Source organism: Prauserella halophila, assembly GCF_024171895.1.
GTDB classification, from domain to species: domain Bacteria; phylum Actinomycetota; class Actinomycetes; order Mycobacteriales; family Pseudonocardiaceae; genus Prauserella; species Prauserella halophila.
The window spans coordinates 1-18,086 of record NZ_JAMTCQ010000010.1; the positions used below are offsets into that span (position 1 = coordinate 1).

22 protein-coding genes are annotated in these 18,086 nt (G+C 69.9%); 11 read left to right on the forward strand and 11 right to left on the reverse strand.

Annotation, left to right across the window (positions count from 1 at the left end; genetic code table 11):
• On the forward strand, nt 1–302 hold a 302-nt coding region (locus tag LY41_RS12360; protein ID WP_253864110.1), incomplete at its 5' end, for an IS30 family transposase.
• 222 nt (nt 303–524) lie between these two features.
• Here LY41_RS12360 and LY41_RS12365 read toward each other — a convergent pair.
• Nucleotides 525–680 (reverse strand): hypothetical protein, encoded by a 156-nt coding sequence (locus tag LY41_RS12365; RefSeq protein WP_253864111.1) that lies wholly within the window; start codon nt 678–680, stop codon nt 525–527.
• A 1-nt stretch (nt 681) separates the two neighbouring features.
• The gene (locus LY41_RS12370) at nt 682–1,593 is read right to left on the reverse strand and encodes a class E sortase (protein ID WP_253864112.1); all 912 of its coding nucleotides are present in this window, start codon (nt 1,591–1,593) and stop codon (nt 682–684) included.
• A gap of 205 nt (nt 1,594–1,798) precedes the next feature.
• Here LY41_RS12370 and crgA point away from each other — a divergent pair, with 205 nt between their 5' ends.
• Both crgA and LY41_RS12380 read left to right on the forward strand, forming a co-directional pair.
• A complete protein-coding gene (crgA, locus tag LY41_RS12375; protein ID WP_253864113.1) occupies nt 1,799–2,065 on the forward strand; it encodes a cell division protein CrgA in 267 nt (88 codons plus the stop codon).
• 81 nt (nt 2,066–2,146) lie between these two features.
• Nucleotides 2,147–2,647 (forward strand): PH domain-containing protein, encoded by a 501-nt coding sequence (locus LY41_RS12380; protein WP_253864114.1) that lies wholly within the window; start codon nt 2,147–2,149, stop codon nt 2,645–2,647.
• A gap of 31 nt (nt 2,648–2,678) precedes the next feature.
• Here the strand turns inward: LY41_RS12380 and LY41_RS12385 are convergent, their stop codons facing one another.
• Both LY41_RS12385 and LY41_RS12390 read right to left on the reverse strand, forming a co-directional pair.
• On the reverse strand, nt 2,679–3,380 hold the full coding sequence (locus tag LY41_RS12385; RefSeq protein WP_308292242.1) for a rhomboid family intramembrane serine protease: 702 nt from the start codon (nt 3,378–3,380) through the stop codon (nt 2,679–2,681).
• Nucleotides 3,381–3,651: 271 nt separating this feature from the next.
• Nucleotides 3,652–4,209 (reverse strand): peptidylprolyl isomerase, encoded by a 558-nt coding sequence (locus LY41_RS12390; RefSeq protein ID WP_253864116.1) that lies wholly within the window; start codon nt 4,207–4,209, stop codon nt 3,652–3,654.
• 89 nt (nt 4,210–4,298) lie between these two features.
• Here LY41_RS12390 and LY41_RS12395 point away from each other — a divergent pair, with 89 nt between their 5' ends.
• The gene (locus LY41_RS12395; protein WP_253864117.1) at nt 4,299–4,847 is read left to right on the forward strand and encodes a hypothetical protein; all 549 of its coding nucleotides are present in this window, start codon (nt 4,299–4,301) and stop codon (nt 4,845–4,847) included.
• Nucleotides 4,848–5,104: 257 nt separating this feature from the next.
• Here the strand turns inward: LY41_RS12395 and LY41_RS12400 are convergent, their stop codons facing one another.
• Together LY41_RS12400 and LY41_RS12405 are read right to left on the reverse strand one after the other, a co-directional pair.
• Nucleotides 5,105–5,551 carry a DUF6918 family protein gene (locus LY41_RS12400; RefSeq protein ID WP_253864118.1) on the reverse strand — a complete coding sequence of 149 codons (447 nt, stop codon included), beginning with the start codon at nt 5,549–5,551 and terminating at the stop codon, nt 5,105–5,107.
• Between the two features lie 240 nt (nt 5,552–5,791).
• Complete coding sequence (locus tag LY41_RS12405) at nt 5,792–6,388, reverse strand: DUF2020 domain-containing protein (protein WP_253864119.1); 597 nt, start codon at nt 6,386–6,388, stop codon at nt 5,792–5,794.
• Between the two features lie 325 nt (nt 6,389–6,713).
• On the opposite strand from LY41_RS12405, the gene LY41_RS12410 reads away from it, so the two are divergent.
• Together LY41_RS12410 and LY41_RS12415 are read left to right on the forward strand one after the other, a co-directional pair.
• Nucleotides 6,714–7,595 carry an aminoglycoside adenylyltransferase domain-containing protein gene (locus tag LY41_RS12410; RefSeq protein ID WP_253864120.1) on the forward strand — a complete coding sequence of 294 codons (882 nt, stop codon included), beginning with the start codon at nt 6,714–6,716 and terminating at the stop codon, nt 7,593–7,595.
• A 181-nt stretch (nt 7,596–7,776) separates the two neighbouring features.
• Nucleotides 7,777–8,355 (forward strand): TIGR03086 family metal-binding protein, encoded by a 579-nt coding sequence (locus LY41_RS12415; protein WP_253864121.1) that lies wholly within the window; start codon nt 7,777–7,779, stop codon nt 8,353–8,355.
• A 307-nt stretch (nt 8,356–8,662) separates the two neighbouring features.
• Here the strand turns inward: LY41_RS12415 and LY41_RS12420 are convergent, their stop codons facing one another.
• On the reverse strand, nt 8,663–9,853 hold the full coding sequence (locus LY41_RS12420; RefSeq protein ID WP_253864122.1) for a sigma-54-dependent transcriptional regulator family protein: 1,191 nt from the start codon (nt 9,851–9,853) through the stop codon (nt 8,663–8,665).
• Between the two features lie 137 nt (nt 9,854–9,990).
• On the opposite strand from LY41_RS12420, the gene LY41_RS12425 reads away from it, so the two are divergent.
• From LY41_RS12425 to LY41_RS12445, 5 genes are all read left to right on the forward strand, one after another.
• Entirely contained in the window at nt 9,991–11,811 is a 1,821-nt protein-coding gene (locus LY41_RS12425; protein WP_253864123.1) for a flavin-containing monooxygenase, read from the forward strand.
• Between the two features lie 131 nt (nt 11,812–11,942).
• On the forward strand, nt 11,943–12,503 hold the full coding sequence (locus tag LY41_RS12430) for a hypothetical protein (protein WP_253864124.1): 561 nt from the start codon (nt 11,943–11,945) through the stop codon (nt 12,501–12,503).
• 166 nt (nt 12,504–12,669) lie between these two features.
• Nucleotides 12,670–13,644 (forward strand): DUF368 domain-containing protein, encoded by a 975-nt coding sequence (locus LY41_RS12435; RefSeq protein WP_253864125.1) that lies wholly within the window; start codon nt 12,670–12,672, stop codon nt 13,642–13,644.
• Entirely contained in the window at nt 13,641–14,168 is a 528-nt protein-coding gene (locus tag LY41_RS12440) for a 2'-5' RNA ligase family protein (protein ID WP_253864127.1), read from the forward strand. The genes LY41_RS12435 and LY41_RS12440 overlap by 4 nt, the downstream gene beginning before the upstream one ends.
• Complete coding sequence (locus tag LY41_RS12445; RefSeq protein WP_372493235.1) at nt 14,153–14,434, forward strand: hypothetical protein; 282 nt, start codon at nt 14,153–14,155, stop codon at nt 14,432–14,434. Before LY41_RS12440 ends, LY41_RS12445 begins: the two co-directional genes overlap by 16 nt.
• 31 nt (nt 14,435–14,465) lie before the next feature.
• On the opposite strand, the gene LY41_RS12450 is transcribed toward LY41_RS12445, so the two are convergent.
• From LY41_RS12450 to LY41_RS12465, 4 genes are all read right to left on the reverse strand, one after another.
• Nucleotides 14,466–15,206, reverse strand: a complete 741-nt coding sequence (locus LY41_RS12450; RefSeq protein ID WP_253864128.1) for an ESX secretion-associated protein EspG — start codon at nt 15,204–15,206, stop codon at nt 14,466–14,468.
• Nucleotides 15,207–15,211: 5 nt separating this feature from the next.
• Nucleotides 15,212–16,624 (reverse strand): hypothetical protein, encoded by a 1,413-nt coding sequence (locus tag LY41_RS12455; RefSeq protein ID WP_253864129.1) that lies wholly within the window; start codon nt 16,622–16,624, stop codon nt 15,212–15,214.
• An 81-nt stretch (nt 16,625–16,705) separates the two neighbouring features.
• Nucleotides 16,706–17,332 carry a DUF3558 domain-containing protein gene (locus LY41_RS12460; protein ID WP_253864130.1) on the reverse strand — a complete coding sequence of 209 codons (627 nt, stop codon included), beginning with the start codon at nt 17,330–17,332 and terminating at the stop codon, nt 16,706–16,708.
• Nucleotides 17,329–17,829 carry a type VII secretion target gene (locus LY41_RS12465; protein WP_253864131.1) on the reverse strand — a complete coding sequence of 167 codons (501 nt, stop codon included), beginning with the start codon at nt 17,827–17,829 and terminating at the stop codon, nt 17,329–17,331. The genes LY41_RS12460 and LY41_RS12465 overlap by 4 nt, the downstream gene beginning before the upstream one ends.
• Between the last annotated feature and the right edge of the window lie 257 nt (nt 17,830–18,086).

The following is an 18,086-nucleotide window of genomic DNA, read 5'->3' on the forward strand; positions in this document are numbered from 1 at the left end:
GCACACTTCCGGCTCACCTACGCGGGTCGCTGACCTGGGACCAAGGGGCGGAGATGGCCGCGCACCAGGCGTTCCGGGTCGCCACCGGCGTCCCGGTCTACTTCTGCCATCCCGCCTCCCCCTGGCAGCGCGGCTCGAACGAGAACACCAACCGGCTGCTGCGCCAGTACTTCCCCAAGGGCACCGACCTGTCCGTCCACGGCCCCGAAGACCTCGAACTCGTCGCACAAAAACTCAACAGCCGCCCACGCAAAACGCTCGGCTGGGACACCCCAGCCGAGCGTCTGCTAAAACTCGTCTAAATCACCCGGTGTTGCAACCACCCCTAGAACCCGCCGGCACCTTCGGGGCATGTATCGAGCACTGCCACGCGAAGCGTGACCGGTTGGGTGGCGGTAGGAGACGGGCGGGCGCCCCGAACGATCCCTTGATCACGCCGCTCGCACCACGCCGCCTACCGAACCGCGAACCCCGAACCGCCAGCCCCGAGCCGCCAACCACGACCACTCCGCCTACCGCGCTGCCTACCGCACCGAGACGTCGTTGAACGGGAGCATCGGTTCTACCCACGGGAAGACGACGAACATCAGCAGCGCGACGACGGCCACCACCAGCACGAACGCTTCGACGATGCGCAGGGCCACGGAGCCCGGCAGGTGACGCCAGATCCAGCCGTACATGTCACGCCTCCCCGATCGCGGCCAGCAGGTCGTCGTAGCCGGTGCCTTCGGCCTTCTTGTACTGGTTCGTCAGCACGCCGTGGATGATCATGCGTTCGGCGTCGGAGAACTGCGGGTGGCACGTGGTGAGCGTGAGCAGAGCTGCCTGCGACGCCTTCGGCAGCGGGTTGCGCGCCTTGTACGGCACGGGCGACACGGCGTCGCCGCGCTGTGGCAGCACGATGCGCCTGCCGAACGTCTCGTCGTAGGCGTCCTGCTTGTCCTGCAGCGGGGCGACGTTGTTGCAGCGCTGCTGGGTGCCCTTGCCGTCGGCCCAGCCGCCGGCCTCGTTCTGCATCGGCAGCACCCGGTAGACGTAGAAGCTGTCGCCGGTCTCGATGACGACCGGATCGCACGAGTTCAGCAGGTCGAGGTCGTTGAACGGGGCGCCCTTGCCGACGCGGTGGCCCGCGATGCCGACGTTGCCCGGCTGCCCGGGCATGGCGGTGTCCTTGTAGTGCCCGGGACCGACCTCCAGCGCGTCGGGGCCGACCCCCTCCTGCACCGTGAAGCTCCAGTCGGCGCCGAAGGTGGGGATGTACATGCGGGCGAAGGCCTCACCGTCGGCCGGATCGACATGGAGCTGCCGCTCCCCCTGCGGCGCGCTGCGCCACTCCTCGTCGAGCTGAGCACTCGCCTCGCGCTGCAGGTTTCCGGACTTCCAGTTGGTGACATACAACTCGTACGCCACGAACAACAACAGTACGAGGCCGAGCGTGATGAGCAGTTCGCCGAACCCGCGGACGGCGGTGCGCGCTCTGCCGCCACGCGGGCGGGGCGGCGCGGGAGGGCGATCCGCGGCGCCCGCCGCGGACGATTCCGGGCCGGTCGCCGGGACCTGCGTGGTCTCGGGGTCCTCGTCGGACGTCGACAAGGGGGCTCCTCTCGCCCATGATTCTCGCCCGCGAACATGCGGGCCGGGACTCGTGCGCCCGGCGTCTCGGCACGCCACGCGCTCGCAGACTACTCGCGGGCTGCTCAGTACTGCTTCGGACGCCTGGGCGCTTACGTTAACGTGTCTTAGTGGCGGTGGCCCAGGTCCGCCACGCGTTTCGATTCGCAGAGCACGAGGGACATCAATGCCCAAGTCCAAAGTCCGCAAGAAGACGGCGTACACCCCGCCGGCCGACCGGAAAACCCCGGTGAAGGTTGCAGCGGCCGGCCCGTCGCCGCTTCCCTACAAGATCGTCATGTTCGGGTTGATGCTGCTGGGGTTGGCCTGGCTGGTCGTCAACTACCTCGCGGGCGACAAGATCGGCTTCATGCTGGAGCTGGGCAACTGGAACTTCGCGATCGGGTTCGCCCTCATGATCAGCGGCCTGCTCATGACGATGAAATGGCGTTGAGCCGATCGGACGATCGACTCCCCTCCCCTTGTCCCACACCGGGTTACACCGGTGTGATTGATCCCCACTGTGGATGCCCCTGTGGATAACTCCACTCTCAGTTGGTCGACCCACTCGGGGCTGGTGGCGATCGGCTGGGTACTCGCCGTGGGCGCTGCCGCAGGCGCGCTCGCCGCTTCGGCGTCGGCCGATCGGCCTGGCATGCTGCTGTTCGGCCTCGGAACCGCAGCACTGGCGCTGGCCGCCGCGTACGGCACGTTCGTCCGTCCCCGGCTGAAAGCCGATGCCGCGGGCCTGCGGCTCCGCAGTCTCGGCGGTACCAGGGAGCTGGGCTGGCGAGAGGTCCGCATCGAACTGACGACCGTGCGCAGGCTCGGCCGCGATGCGGTGGCGCTCGAGATCGAACCCCTCGGCCGGCAGGCGCCTCCGCCGTCCGCGGGCGAGGACGAGCACCGCGCCACGCCCGCGGACGGCGAAGGGCTCACGGTGCTGGGCTGGCTGGAACTCGGCGTCGATCCCCGCGACGTCCACGACGACCTCACCGCCCTGCAGGCCCGCTACACCGGGCGCGAACCCGGCTGACCGTCGGCGCAGCGGCGACTCGGCACCGGTGTCACACGGCCGTTCCGGCGCACAGTCCCTGGTAGGCGCGGCAGATGTCGGACGCGATGGTCAGGTCGCGGTAGATGATCAGGCCGACGCAGGCGACGACGAGGAGCGCCACCATCGTGGCCTGGTAGGCGCCGCGGTCCTTCTTCGGGGCGAACAGCATGGCGACCATCACCAGCGCCCCGGCCAGCAGTCCGCCGAGATGGCCGAGCAACGAGATACCCGGGATCGTCACGGTCAGCACGAGGTTGATCGCGATGATGCCGATCGCGCCGCCGGGGTTGAGCTTGAGCCGCAGGACGGCGACGAGCAGGGCACCCATCAGGCCGTACACGGCGCCGGACGCGCCCGCGGTTCCGGTGTCCACGTCGTCGAGCAGGAACACGGCCGTCGACCCGCCCAGCAGCGACACGAGGTACAGCGCGAGGAACCGCACTCGGCCGAGCAGCAGCTCGAGGTCCTTGCCGAGGATCCACAGCGCGAGCATGTTCATCGCGAGGTGGAGCAGGCCGTAGTGCAGGAAGCCCGAGACGCCCAGTCGCAACCATTCGCCGTGGACGTGGATGGCGAACGGCCACAGCGACCCGACTTCGAGCAGCGCCGAGTCCTGGTTGTTCATCGGGTCGCCAGCCTGCGCGGCGGTGACGACGTAGAACAGCACGTTGACCGCGATCAGCAGCGGCGTGACGACGGCCTTCGACGACACGCGCGCCCCGGCGACCGTGCGGTCGCCGGGGCGGAGTGGCTGTGATCGGCGCTGGTTGGCACGTGCGGCTTGGACACAGTCGATGCACTGGTAGCCGACGGACGCTTCGCGCAGGCAGTCCGGACAGGCCGGACGGCCGCAGCGCACGCAGCTCAACCTCGTCGGCGTGCTCGGATGCCACCAGCATCCGGGCTGGGCCCCACCCTCGGCTCTGGCCGGTTCGTGGTCGGGCGGATACGGAGGTTGAGTCACTACACGTGCCGGGGAGAGATCAGGAGCGTTCGATCTCGACCGACTCGACGACGATGTCCTCGAGCGGCTTGTCGGCCGGGCCCGTGGCGACGCGGCCGATCTCGTCGACGACGGCGCGCGACGAGTCGTCGGCGACCTCACCGAAGATCGTGTGCTTGAAGTTCAGGTGCGGCGTGGGCGCCACCGTGACGAAGAACTGGCTGCCGTTGGTGCCCGGTCCGGCGTTCGCCATGGCCAGCAGGTACGGCCGGTTGAACTGGAGATCCGGGTGGAACTCGTCGTCGAACTTGTACCCGGGGCCGCCGCGGCCGGTGCCCGTCGGGTCACCGCCCTGCAGCATGAAGCCCTCGATCACGCGGTGGAAGATGGAGCCGTCGTAGAACGGGCCGCCCTTCTCGCCTTTCGCGTTCGGCTGCGTGTACTCCTTCGTGCCTTCCGCGAGACCGACGAAGTTCGCGACCGTCTTCGGGGCGTGATCAGGGAAGAGGTTGATGGCGATGTCGCCACGGTTCGTGTGCAGAGTGGCCTTGAACTTGGTGCCGACCACGCTCTCGTTGTTCTCAGTCACACGAATCATCGTGCCATCCCGGGCATAATCCGACAGTAAGGGGCAGGATGACGGGTAGTGTGACAGGAACACAACCGACGAATAACGAGGTGGAGGCGATGACTCGAACCGCGGAGGCGGGTGAGTCCGTGAAGGACCGGCTGACCGATGGCACCGACGAGGTCGTGCAGACCTCACGGCGTACTCAGAAGAAGCTAGCCGCGCAGGCCAAAAAGGCCAGCAAAGAGGTCTCCAAGAGCGCCAAGAAGGCCAAGCAGGTCGCCGACGAGCGTCGCGACGACCTGACCGAGCCGACCCGCAAGGCCAAGAAGGCCGCCGTGAAGGCCGCGAAGGCTGCGGGCGAGTCGAAGCGTCGCGCCAAGAAGGACTTCAAGGTCGCCAAGAAGGACTTCAAGGTCGCGATGAAGGAAGCCAAGGGCGCTGCCGCCGGTGAGGCCGACGAGACCGGCAAGAAGAAGAAGAAGCGCAAGGCGCTTCCGATTCTGCTGGCCATCGGCGTGATCGCCGGTGTGGCATACGCGCTGAGGCCGAAGCCGGAGACCCCGGTGGCGCCGGCGCCACCGCAGAGCACGGACAACCCGGAGACGGGCGGCGCGGCAGGCACCAACGGCCAGACGAGCGCGAAGCCGCAGCCGAAGCAGGCCTGACGGCGTCCGCCCGCACGCAGCGAAACCGAGCTTCACCCGGTCGGCGAGCGGCTCGATCGCCGACCGGCCTCGAGCAGCCAGCCGGCGCAGTGTTTGTCGGCACAGCGTCAGCCGGCGCAGTATCGGTCGGCGCAGCGTCAGCCAGCGCAGTGTCAGCCGGCAAACATCGTCGGACGGCGCGGTGCTGGCCGAGGAGCACAGCGAAAGGGCTACCTTCCCGATCGGAAGGTAGCCCTTTCGCATGAAATCTGCGGGGATCAGCCCGCGTACTTCTGGATGAGCGCGCCGAGCCGCGGCAGCGCCTCCACGACGTTCTCCTTGCCCTTCGGGCGCAGCTTCTCGTAGACCTTCTTGATGGAGTCGCGCGAGGACTTCTCGGCGCGCGCGTCGGTGACCGACAGCAGCGCGTCGGCGGCCTCGTCGCCGCGGGTCGGCAGGTAGGAGCCGAAGTCGCCGCCGCCGTTCGCCTTGAAGTCGGCGAAGATCGGCTCGAGGGCCTCGACGAAGTCGTCCAGCAGGCTGTCCACGGCGGAACCGATGATGCCCGGCTTGATCTTCTTGACGGCGCCGTAGCCGGTCTTGATGACCGTGCCGGACACGCCGCTCTTGTCGTCGACCTCTTCGTCGACCAGCGCGGTCAGGTCGGTGACGACGTCCGGACGACGGGTCGAGTCGAGCAGAGCTTCCTTGAGAGTGTCAGCCACGAGATCTTCCTTGTCACTTCGGAATTCGGAGGGGGACCCGCGCAGAACCGAACGGTCGATCGTCACCTGAACAGGGGAAGCGGCGATTCGTGATCAACGCTGAGTGGTCTGCACGTGTGGCGCAACCCTAATACACCGGTGTTTCCCTACTCACGTCGTGGCCGGTTCTGCGTCGCCATCCGATCACTCTGCGCGAGGAAACGGCGTCCTGGCTGGCCACGGCGCCCGGCCGAGTCGAGGTCACAGCCCGAGTGTGGCGATGACGTCGGTGGCCACGGTCCTGGCCTTGACGCTCTGTGCCTGGTTGGTCGTGACGACGACAGCGTTGCCCTGTTTCGACACGGCGTAGACGGCGCCCTCGTCACCGGACAGGTAGCCGCCGCTCCAGCCCGCGGGCTGCTCGGTGGGGTTGGAGGTGTCGATGGGGGCGGCACGGTTGACGATGCCGGTGGCGACGTCGGGGGCGCCGGTGAACACCTGTGTCACCAGCTGCACCTCGCCGTCGGGGCGGTAGAAGAAGCACGTCGGATGCGGCTGCTCGGTGGAGGTGCGGACTTCGCTCACGCCCTGGCCGTTGGCGCGTTCCGCATCGGTGGTGGGTAGGTAGGGGCAGGCGTCGACGACGCCCGCGGGTTTCGGTTCGGGCGGAAGCTCCGGCGCGGGTTCGGTGCGGGTGACGGTGCGGGTCTGCTCCCCCGTGGCCGTGCCGCTGCCGCCGTCACCGCCGCTGCTGCCGTTGCTGCCGGGTTCCGGGATGCTGCAGCCGGCGAGCGTGATCGCCGCCGCTGCCAGGCCGGCGAGGCCGGCGCGGGTACCGAACGCGAGAGGTCGTCGCATGACTGTCGAGTCAACCAGAAGCTCCTCGACCGGAACCCACGGAGTGCGGAGAAGGACGGCGGAGTGGGGACGGTGGATAGGGACGCAGTGGGGAGGCAGGCTCGGAACGGCGCAGTGGGGATCGGTGAGCTCGAACGGGCACGGCGGCCGGACGCACCGCACCGGCGGGTGTCCGCTCGTGGCGTGCTGCCCGGTGTGGTGTGGGCAGTTGACGGGGTTCGGCGGTAGAAGTGGCGGGACGGGGTGACGTGCACGAGGCGGTGCTCTCCGGGGCGCTGACATGCGAGGCGCTGACATGCGAGGCGGCGATATGCAAAGCGGTGACATGCCGAGCGACGATGTGACCGACGGCGGTGAGGACCGGCGCGGCCGGGCGGCGGCGGGGGACGAACTCGCGCTGCGGGTGGCCGGGCTGCTCGACGAGGTGGTTGGCGACGATGTCGTCGGCTGTTACCTGCACGGATCGGCTGTGCTGGGTGGTCTGCGGCCTGCGAGCGACGTCGACGTGCTGGCGGTGACGCGGCGCGGGCTCGACGACGACCGGCGGCGGGAACTGACGCGCGGGCTGCTGGGGATGTCCGGCATCGGGGGCGGATTGCGTCCGGTGGAGCTGATGGTGACCGTCGGCGGCGACGCGGCGCGGCCGAGCGCGGAGGACGACGGTGTGACGAGGGCCGGTACTGCTCCGCGATTTCCGCATTTTCCGCCGGTGGTCGATTATCTGTACGGCGAGTGGCTGCGGGAGCGGTACGAGGCGGGATACGTACCGGAGCCGGAACCGATGGCGGACCTGGTGTTGGCGGTGGCGTCGGCGCTGGCCGGTCACCGGGCGCTGGCGGGGCCGCCGCCCGGTGAGGTGCTGACGCCGGTGCCGCGTGCCGACCTGGTGCGGGCGAGCCTGGCTGGCCTAGACGAGGTCGTGTCGGAGATCGATACCGATACGCGGAACGTGGTGCTGACGGTGGCGCGGGTGTGGGCAACGGTGAAGACGGGCGAGATCCTGCCGAAGGACGAAGCGGCGGCGTGGGCGGCGCAGCGGCTGCCCGAGGACTACCGCCCGGCGATCGAGCACGCACGGGAGCTGTACCTGGGCAGTGAATACGCCGACGAGGTGTGGCCCGCGCACGTGCTGGATCGGGTGCGCGGCTGTGTCGAGCACATGGCCGCCGCGGCGCGGGCCGCATCCGGCACTGCACAGGACAGGTGACGGCCGCAGGTCCCGACCCGACCAGGCGTGAGCGGCCGCCGACCTGCCTTGATCGGCGAAAACTGTCGCAGGTGAGCGGTAGTGTGAAGAATGGGGGTCCCCAGGTGACACGAGGGGTCCACTCGTGTCATCGGGGCCTGTCAACGAAGACGTCACCGCTGCGAACCGACCGGGGGTTTCCATGACGAACGAGCCCGTGGACGACCTGGACACGAGCCTGCGGGCCGTCGGCGACATCGTCGCCGGCATCCGCACCGACCAGTGGCAGGCCGCGACACCGTGCAGCGAATGGTCGGTACGCGATGTGACGAACCACCTCGCACTCGGCAGCAAGCTTTTCGTCGAACTGCTGGCCGGCAAGCCCGGCTATCCGCTCGATCCCGACTCCGCCGACGCACTCGGCGACGACCCCGCGGGCTCCTACCGCGCACACGCCGCCGACGTCGTCACCGCATTCCGGGGGCCGGGCGCGCTGGAACAGGTCATCGAGGCACCCGTCGGCGCCATTCCCGGCATCGCCGCGGTGCAACTGCGGACCGTCGAGGACCTCGTGCACGGCTGGGACCTCGCCGTCGCCACGGGGCAGCGCGTCGACTACCCCGACGACATCGTCGAGCGTGCCCTCACGTTCACCCGCGGGCAGCTGCCGGACACGGAAAGCGATGCCGACGGGCCGTTCGCCCCGCCACAGCCGCATGCCGACGACGCGCCACCGATCGACCGCCTCGTCGCGCTGCTGGGGCGCCGCCCGCGCAGCTGAACCCGGGCGATACGGCTCGCAGAGTCAGCAGGCACGCCGGATACGCGACGGGCAGGCCGGACGGCGGCCGATGCCGCACCGGAACCGATTCCCGCGACGACCCCGGCACGTCGCGGGAACCCCGGCACGTTGCGACGACGCCGGCACGTCGCGGGAACCCCGGCACGTTGCGACGACGCCGGCGCGGTGCAGCGACACCGGTGCGTCGCGGCAGCCCCCATGATCAGGGGAGGATTCGGGGCGTTGAGCGCCCCGAAGGTGCCCTTGGGGGCACGTAAGGCGCCCCTGGGGCGCGCCCGCAGCTCGTTCACTCCTCGCCCGTGACGGTCAGCGTCACGCCGTCGGCCAAGCGGTACGGTGCGGGCGCCACGAGGTCGCCGACCACCCGCCGCAGGCGTGACACCTCAGCGCGCGCCGTCACCGTGTGCCCGTCGTCGCCGAACAGCCCGCGACCGAGCGCGGCCGCGTCCACGCCCTCCCGGCCCGCGCGGGCGATCAGCGCCAGCACCTGCGCCTGCCGTCTCGTCAGCCCCGCCGACCACGACCCGTCGTCGCTGCGCACCCGCACCACGGCCTCGCCCGCCAGGTCCAGTTCGGCGACCATCGGCGCGCGTTCCCGGCGCGGACGCAGCAGCCAGCCCTCGCCGAGTCGTTCCGGCGTGCACAACCCGAGTCCCGCGACCGCCATCGGCAGGCCCTCCCGCGGCACGGCCACCCGCGCGCCCGCCGCGATCCCGGAACGCACCGCGACCCACCCCTCGTCGTCGACCACCAGGAGCGGTTCACCCACGCCGCCGAGCACGGGTTCGGCGGTGCGGCGCAGCCGTTCCAGCCGCTGTTCGTGCTGCCGCCACAGTCCCGACTCGGCCAGTCGCACCGACGTTTCGACCAGCGCGCCGATCGCCGGATGCAGCGTGAGCGCCGGGCCGCTGATGTCCACCACGCCCACCGGCTCGCCGGTCACCGGCGAATGCACCGGCGCCGCGCAGCAGTACCAGCGGTGCTGTGCCGATTCGAAGTGTTCCGCGGCCAGCAGTTGCACCGGCGCCGCCTCCACGAGCGCCGTACCGACCGCGTTCGTGCCCACCGTCGCCTCGGTCCAGCGCGCACCCTCGGTGAACCCCAGCGCATCGGCGTAGGCCCGCACGCGCGGAGAACCGTCCCGCCACAGGATCACGCCGTCGGCGTCGGTCACCACCACCAGGAACGGCGATGTCTCCGCGGCCCGGCCCAACAGCTGCCGCAGGTCGTCGATCACCGGTTCCAGCCCCGACCGGCGCCTGCGCAGCTCCAACTCGGCAACCGGCACCACGGCACGCGGCGACCCCGACACGTCCAGGCCGAGGTTCAGCATCCGCGACCACGACCGCTCCACCACGCCGCGCGGACGCACGGGCGGGCGCGTCCCGGTGAGCACGGCCTCGTGCACCCGCTGCATCACTCGCGCGTGCTGTGACAGATCTGCCGGCAAACCCGACGACGCCGTTTCACCGGTCACGACCGGCACCTCCTCCCACGGCAACCGGCCGGAACACGTGCATGCAACACGGCGCAACGCTGGCCGGACCGGCAACTCTGCGCGGACTGTGTATCCCACATCACACGATGAACGCCGTGGCCGCAAGGAGGGCCCCAATGACGCAGACCCTGGACTCGCGACCGACCGCCGCGCAGAGCGCCGAGAGCTGGCTCGACGATTTCGCCGCCGCGCTGGCCGCCCGCGACGTCGCTCGCGCATCCGGCATGTTCGCCGCGACCAGCTACTGGCGTGACCTCGTCTCGTTCACCTGGAACATCACCACCACCGAGAACCCCGACGGTGTCGCCCACCGGCTCGAGGCCACGCTCGAGGTCACCGATCCGACGAACTTCGCGCTCATCGAACCGCCCGAGGAGGCCGACGGCGTCACGACCGCGTGGTTCACGTTCGACACCGCCGTGGGCCGCGGACGCGGCCTGATGCGGCTCGTCGACGAGTCGGGCCGGCTCAAGGCGTGGACGCTGCTGACCACGCTGTACGAGCTGAAGGGCCACGAGGAGCCGCGCGGCACCCGGCGTCCGATGGGCGCGGAACACGGCGTCAACCCCGACCGCACGACGTGGGCTGAGAAGCGAGCGCAGGAGGAGGCCGAGCTCGGGAGCACGGTGCAGCCGTACGTGCTGGTGATCGGTGGCGGCCAGGGCGGCATCGCACTCGGCGCGCGGCTGCGGCAGCTCGACGTGCCCGCACTGGTGATCGACAACCATCCGCGGCCCGGCGACCAGTGGCGCAGCCGGTACAAGTCGCTGTGCCTGCACGACCCGGTCTGGTACGACCACCTGCCCTACCTGAAGTTCCCGGACAACTGGCCGGTGTTCGCCCCGAAGGACAAGATCGCCGACTGGCTCGAGTCGTACGTCAAGATCATGGAGGTGCCGTACTGGGGATCGACGACGGCCACCTCGGCGAGTTACGACTCGGCCACGCAGGAGTGGACCGTCGAGGTCGACCGGGACGGCGAGCGGATGACGCTGCACCCGCAGCAGGTCGTGCTGGCCACCGGCATGTCCGGCAAGCCGAACGTGCCCGAGGTCGACGGGCAGGACGTCTTCCGCGGCGAGCAGCACCACTCCTCGCAGCATCCCGGTCCGGACGCCTACGCAGGCAAGCGCGTCGTGGTGATCGGCAGCAACAACTCGGCGTTCGACATCTGCGGTGCGCTGTGGGAACACGACGCCGACGTGACGATGGTGCAGCGCTCGTCCACGCACATCGTCAAGAGCGAAAGCCTCATGGAGATCGGCCTGGGTGACCTGTACTCGGAACGGGCGCTCGCCGCGGGCGTGACCACCGAGAAGGCCGACCTGATCTTCGCCTCGCTGCCGTACCGGATCATGCACGAATTCCAGATCCCGCTGTACGAGAAGATGCAGCAGCAGGACTCGGAGTTCTACGCCAAGCTCGAACGCGCCGGATTCCGGCTCGATTTCGGTGAAGACGGGTCCGGGCTGTTCCTCAAGTACCTGCGACGCGGCTCGGGTTACTACATCGACGTGGGTGCGGCCGAGCTCGTCGCCGACGGGCGGGTCGCGCTGGCGCACGGGCAGATCGACCGCCTCACCGAAGACTCCGTCGTGCTGGCCGACGGCACCGAACTGCCCGCCGACCTCGTCGTGTACGCCACGGGCTACGGGTCGATGAACGGCTGGGCCGCCGACCTGATGGGCCAGGAGGTCGCCGACCGGGTCGGCAAGGTGTGGGGCCTCGGCTCGGACACCGCCAAGGACCCCGGCCCGTGGGAGGGCGAGGAGCGCAACATGTGGAAACCCACGCGGCAGGAAGCACTGTGGTTCCACGGCGGGAACCTGCACCAGTCACGGCACTACTCGCTGTACCTGGCGCTGCAGCTCAAGGCCCGGCACGCCGGCATCGCCACGCCGGTGCACGAACTCGCGCAGGTGCACCACCTGAGCTGAGCGGGAACCGGTGGCCCCGGACGAGGGGGTCGGGGCCACCGGACGTGCCGCCCCGCACACCGCAGCCTCCCGGGCACACCGCAGACCGGCCGGATGGTCGATGATGGAGGTGACAGCGGCGAGGTGAGGGAGTGAACGTGGTGGCGACCGAGCCGAACGAGCAGAGCGGCGACACCGGGCCCGGCGCGACCGAAGGTGGCGCACCCGAGGCCGGCGAACGCGAACCCGCGCAGGTCGACACGGCGACGGCCGCCGACACGGGCGCAGCAGTCGACACGGCCGCCGACGAGCCCGAATCGCCCGACGAGCGCATCCGCCGCCGGGTGGGCCGCATCAAGTGGCTGGCGTTGCTCAGCAGTGCGCTGTCGGTCCTGCTGACCATGGCGGCCGTGGTGCCGACGACCGATCGGGTGCTGTGGACGTTGCTGGTGGTCACGTCGCTGCAGTTCGCGTTCGTGGTGCCCGCGTCACTGGTGCTGGCCGAACCGAAACGGTGGGCGCGCACCGTCCTGCTGATCGCCACGCCGGTGAGCGCCGTGCTGTGGGTCGTCGCGCTGACGCAGACCGCATGGCTGCTGCTGCCCGGGAACATGCTGCTCGTGCTCGCGTTCATCCCGCTGCGTGACGCCGAGATCGCCGACTTCTTCCGCCGCGGCGACCGCTCCCTCGCCGACATCCGCGCGGGCCGCTGACCCTCCGCCGCGCCCGCGCGCCAGTGAGGGGTTCGGGAGCAGAACACGCGCGGGCTTCGTTCGGAGTCCTCACCCCGAGTGAGGACCTGCGGCAGTCCGGGACCCGGCGCCTGCCACGATAGAAGGAGCCGCAGGCAGCCGATCCGGCCCGTCCGAAGGAGAGAGTGTGACGACATCGCCGCAGCGCGCGGGCAAGGCCCCTGCGTGGACCAGCTACGGCATCGACGTGGTGCGCGGCGCGCTGATCGGCACCGCCGAGACCGTTCCCGGTGTCAGCGGCGGCACGGTCGCGCTCGTCACGAAGGTGTACGACACGGCGATCACCTCGGCGGGACACCTCATCTCCGGCGTCGGCCGCACGGTGTCCGACCTGCCCCGCGGCAAGGGTATGGACCGGGCCGCCGCGGAGTTCCGTTCGGTCTCCTGGCGGACGATCATCCCACTGCTGGCCGGCATGTTCGCCGCGCTGCTGATCATGGCCGGCCTCATGGAGACGTGGGTCGAGGAGCACCCGGAGCAGATGCGCGCACTGTTCTTCGGCATGGTGCTGGCCTCGCTGTGGGTGCCGTACTCGATGTCGAGGACCGCACCGGCGAAGGATTCCTCGGGCGGCGGTGCGCCGTGGACGTGGAAGGACGGACTGACGGCGCTGGTCACGGCCGTCGTCGTGTACGTCCTGGTCAGCCTGCCGCCCGGCAACCTCGAGGCCACGGCGCCGGTGATCGTCCTGTCGGCGGCGGTGGCGATCTGCGCGCTGGTGCTGCCCGGGCTGTCCGGTTCGTTCCTGCTGCTCACCATCGGCCTCTACCAGCCGACGCTCGGCGCGGTGAACGACCGCGACCTGGCCTACCTCGGCCTGTTCGCCCTGGGCGCCGTCGTCGGTCTCGGGTCGATCGTGAAGGGGCTGCAGTGGCTGCTCGAACACCGCAAGCGCATCACGCTCGTCGTGCTGACCGGTCTCATGGCGGGCAGCCTGCGCGCGCTGTGGCCGTGGCAGACCGAGGATCGCGGGCTGCTCGCACCCGGTGACCACCTCGGCACGGCGATCACGCTGGGCGCCGTCGGGTTCGGCGTGGTGGTGGCCGTACTCCTCATCGAGGCGCGCACGACGCGCGCCCGGGAGGCCTCCGCCGCCGCGTGATCCGCTCGCCGGGGCATTCGGTACTGGCGGTCGGTGTCGACCAGCTCGACGGCTACGTCCGCGCCCGCACCGCTCATTACGACGCGTCGTTCGTCTCGGCGGACCCGGCGTTCGCGCACGCCCACATCACGCTGCTCGCACCGTGGCTGACCGCCCCCACGCCGGCCGATGTCGACGTCGTCACCCGTGTAGCCGCGGCGACGCCCGCGTTCGACACGGTTCTCGAGCGGATCGAGACCTTTCCCGACGGGCTCATCCATCTGCGCGCCGATCCTGACCGGCCGCTGCGCACGCTGACCCGCACCCTTGCTGCCGCGTTTCCGCAGTGCCCACCGTACGGCGGCAGGTTCGGCGACGTGGTGCCGCACGTGACGCTCGACCGGGCCGTCGACGGCGTCACCCCGGCGACCGTCGCCGCCGACCTGGCGCCCGCACTGCCGGTGCGGCTGCGCGTCGATCGCATCGACCTGCAGTGGTGGGAGAACGACAATTGCCACGTGCGCGAATCGTGGAAACTGCGCTGAGCGGCGGCAGGTGCACCGGCTCGCGGCGTTCGACCCCGACGTGGCCGTTCGCGTACGTGCTCTCGTTCGCACCGGGGTTGACCGATGCGGCGAGCGATAGGCGTCCCGAGGCGCGGGGCCTCCTCGACCACCTGGCGACGTTCGTGCCGGCCGACGGCGGGTGGGCCGCGGACTTCGACAGCTATTCGCCCGCGGCGGCACTGGAATGGCGTGGCTACACCACGGTCGAGACCTGCCGTGTCCTCCGCCGCAACGGCCGGCTGTAGACCGACGGCGCGGAAGCCTCCCTGTGGTGGGTTACATGGCCTGCCACGTCGCTGCGAACGTTCTGGCCAGGTTGGCGGGGCTCCCCGGCAGCAAGTGGATGTTCTGCTGCCCGTCGGCGAACACGAGGATCCGGCCACTGCCCCGGATGTCGACCAGGGAGAACGGTTTGCTGCGCCGGTACCGTCCGTCCACTGTGGCCCCGGTATACACCTGGTGGGCCGCTTCCCGCGGTGCGTTCATGTGTTTGTGGAGTTCCTGCTCCGGCCCGGGCCGCGCGGCGAACATGTCGCGGCGTTCGTCGCGTTGTTCGTAGGCGGCGCGGCTGGTGTGCAGCTCGCGTACGGGTGCGGCGGGAACCTGTGGCAGCTCGCCGACGAACTCCTCGACGAGGCGGCGCTCGTCGACGTGCGCGATCGTCACCATGTCGTCGTGCACCTGCACGGCGACGGCTTGGCCGCCGGCCGTCGACATGGCGAGGGCTCGGCTGCGCGAGGGGTCGTCGCCGTGACTGCTCCAGCAGTACAGTTCCCGCTCGGGCGAGGCCAGGATCCGCAGTGCCACGCGGAATTCGCGCGTGAGCATCTCGCCGTTGGCGATACCGACCTCTTCGAGGCCCCGGAAGATGCCCGCGTCGACCTCGGCGCGATCGTCCCGGGGTGTGTACATTTCGGACACCCCGAGTACGGGATGTGCGCTGCCGAGGCCTTCCAGCTCCCACAGGCGGGCGAGCACGAGCCGTGGCAGGGCGACCGGGCGGTTGATGACGGCCACGACGGTTACTCGCCGATGGTCGGGGGTGTGACGACGTGGCCGGTCACCGGGTCGCGCAGCACTTCTTCGCCTTCGGTCAGCGAGAAGGCGTGGTCGGTGTCGGCGATGTACTTGCGCTGGTGGTCCTCGTCGTCGCCGCCCTGGCCGCCGCGACCGCCGCCGCCCGCACCGCCCATCGGCATTCCACCGCGACCACCGGACGCGGCACCCGAGCCGCCCGCGGCGGCGGGTCCACCGGCAGCGGCACCTCCGGAACCGGCCGGCCCGAACGGAGCAGCACCCGTGGCCCTGCCTGCACCTGCGGCGCCGCCGGCCGCACCGGCCGCGCCACCGGCTGCACCGGCACCGCCGCTGGAGTAGCCGCCGGCAGCGCCGCCCATGCCGGGAGTGGAGAAACGGCCACCACCGGCCGAGGACGATCCGCCGCCGGTGGGGCCGAAGCCACCGCCGGTCCCGACCGGCCCGAAGCCGGGCGTGTTCGTGGAACCGCCGGGGCCGAAGCCGGAGCCGGAGTTGAATCCCGGGGTGTTGTAGCCGGGCGCCGCGGCGGCGGGACGCTGGAAGTCGGGCGGGGTGTAGCCGGAACTCGACGTCGTGTCGTCGGGAGCCGGGCCGGGCACGTTCGACGTCGGGTTGCCCGGTGTCGGACCTCCCGGCACAGGAGTCGGACCCCCGGACGGAATCTGCGAACCGCCCGGCTGTACTTGTGAACCACCCGGCCGTACCTGCGGACCGCCCGGCTGCACGGAGCCGCCGGAGCCGGGTTCGTCGATGGAGGTGACGCCGGTGCCGGCATCCGCGACCGACGAGGACTTGTCCCGTTCGATACCGGAGAAGTCACCGTCGATGCCGCCCAGCTCGTCGAAGCTGGCGTCGACGTTCATCGCCGAGTCGCTCACGGTCGAGTCGTAACCCTGGTAGACCTGCTTCGCCTGCTCGATCTTGGCGTTGCGCTGGTTGATCTGGCCCTCGGTGTCGGTGTCCCACGGGGTGACGTGGTCGAAGAAGTCCTTCTCCGGCGCATCCTTGGGGATGTCGGGGAACTGGTTCTTGCTGCCGTCGAACGAGTGCGAGTTGTCGGCGTGGAACCGGGCGTTCTTCTGGTAGACGTCCGCGGTCGCCTGGGCCGCCTTCATGCCCCGGCGGATCGTGCCCGCGGCGGCCTCGGCACCCTCGCCCGTCCAGGAGCTCTCCATGGCCTGCATCATCTTCGTGCTGCGCATGACGCTGGCGTCGTCGCCCTCGGTCACATCCTTCGTGAGGGTGTCCGCTTCGTCGGCGGTGCCCTGCCATTTGCCGGATTCGCCCTGGCGCATCGCGCGCACGATCTGCTCGATCGGCATCGATCCCGCCGAGAACAGCCCGCCGACGTAGGCCTTGGCCTTGTCCAAAATCAACGGATCGTCGAACACGCCCATCGTCGCCCCCTCGTGCACTGCTTCGCCTGCTGTCTGCAGTTACCTCGTCCGTGTGGCGGCCACCGCCCGCCGGTATGCCTGCTACGCCTTGTCCTTCAGGTTCCCCACGACCATGTCGGAGAGTCGGAGCGCCGAGTCGCACGCATCGGTATCTTTGCCCGGCCCGAGGGTCACGTTGACGAGAACGGCGTACTCGTCGGCCAGACCGACGGCTGCTGAACAGGCGATTCGCTCCTCTGAAAGGGTGATCGTGGGCAGGTCGTGCACCGGCTCGACCTCGGTCAGGGTGCGACGCCCGCCGTCCTGATTGTTCGAATAGATAATGCTCAAGCCCTGTCGCGTCGCGGTCAGGAAAGTGAGCGTGAACCCACCGCCATCGTCGTCCCAGGAACACCGCGGGCCGAGCATGTCGATATCGCGCCGCTCACCGGGAACGGCGGACCCCAGCGCCCACTCCAGCTGACTCCGGGTCAACGCCTCACAGGGATCACCCGACAACACCGACTCCGGAAGCGGGTTCGACACCTCCGGCGCACCACTGTGCGGCAGGTCCGAATCACCCACTGACCCGTCGGTACTCGGCGGCGTTGCCGAGGAACTGGCCGACGACGTCGGATCGGGCTCCGGCTGGCCTGCCGATTCGCCCGAACAACCTGCGGCCAGCACCACGGCCGAGCCTGCCGCCACGAGCGCGACAGCGCGCTTCATCCGACGGCGCCCCCTTCGTCCTTGCCGTCCCCACCACCGGCGTGCTTGACGTCCTTGCCGGCCTGGTCCTCGGCCTCCTCGTACACACCCAGCGCCTTGCCGAGCTTCTCCGCCAGGTCGTGGTGGAACTTCCACAGCTCACGCATACGTTCCGCACCCACCTGCCAGGCCCGCTTCGCGACCTGCGTGAAGCGCACACTGGCCGGATCCTCGGCCGGCGACACCGCCGCCTCGGCGATGTCCTGTGCCTTGCGGTAATGCTGGCCGTACCGCCCGGCGAGCTCCTTGGCTTCCTCGAAGATGCCCTTGGCGGTGTCGCCGTCGAACTCGTAGCCACCGCCGGAGCCGGGGTTGGTCGCCTTGCCGTCGATGACGAAGTTCACGGCGGCGAAGATGTTCCCGCCGCCCAGCGCCGTACCGGCCATCGCGGCGTCCTGCGTCGAGAGCTGCCCGCCGTCGCCGCTGCCCTGCGCCGTCTCGTCGCCACCCGGTGCCATCGATACCTCCCCGAATCCTCAGGCGTGTCCAGTTTTCCCGCAGCACGCTAGCACAGCGAACCATTCACCGAGTCGTGGCCAATTCGCTCACATCCGGCCAAACCGGACTCCCCCACACGGCCCATCCAGACGCCCCTCGCCAAAAGAGCGAGGTCGTCCGCGATCCCCACCACCGCAGTACATGCAGGAGCGTCCGCGCTCCCAGCCCACCCAACAGGAACGGCGGATATCGGACCGCTGCAGAAGAGGATCACGCG